The organism is Bilifractor sp. LCP21S3_F8 (genome assembly GCF_052117805.1).
Classification (GTDB): Bacteria; Bacillota; Clostridia; order Lachnospirales; family Lachnospiraceae; genus Bilifractor.
Window position 1 is genome coordinate 1 of record NZ_JBQKIK010000087.1, and the last position, 315, is coordinate 315.

At 41.0% G+C, this 315-nt stretch carries 1 protein-coding gene; it reads right to left on the bottom strand.

Translation table 11 applies throughout. The annotated features are described in order from the left end of the window. Positions 1-181: 181 nt before the first annotated feature. Positions 182-315: transposase (locus ACTQ3A_RS14010; protein WP_441101580.1), on the bottom strand; the 134-nt coding region annotated here is incomplete at its 5' end.

Genomic DNA, 315 nt, shown 5'->3' on the forward strand with positions numbered 1-315 from the left:
TCAGGAGCTTCTTATATTCTGCTTTTAGAGATTGATATTCGGCATCATATGACAGTCTTTTCAGACGTTTTTTGGCATGCTTGACGATTACGTTATGGATATGGCTAATGGAATGAAAACGCTTTTCTATGACCGTTTCGTCGTATCTGGTTGTGGCTAACAGTAATCTTACGGTGTGCATCTAATCCCTCGTCTTTTGCGTGCGGATGTACCATTCTATAGTTTCAGAACTTACATTTCCGGCTGTGCTTACAAAATAAGAACGTGTCCATAAGGACGGCATTTTTGCTAACTGGGGAAATTCCTCCCTCAGTT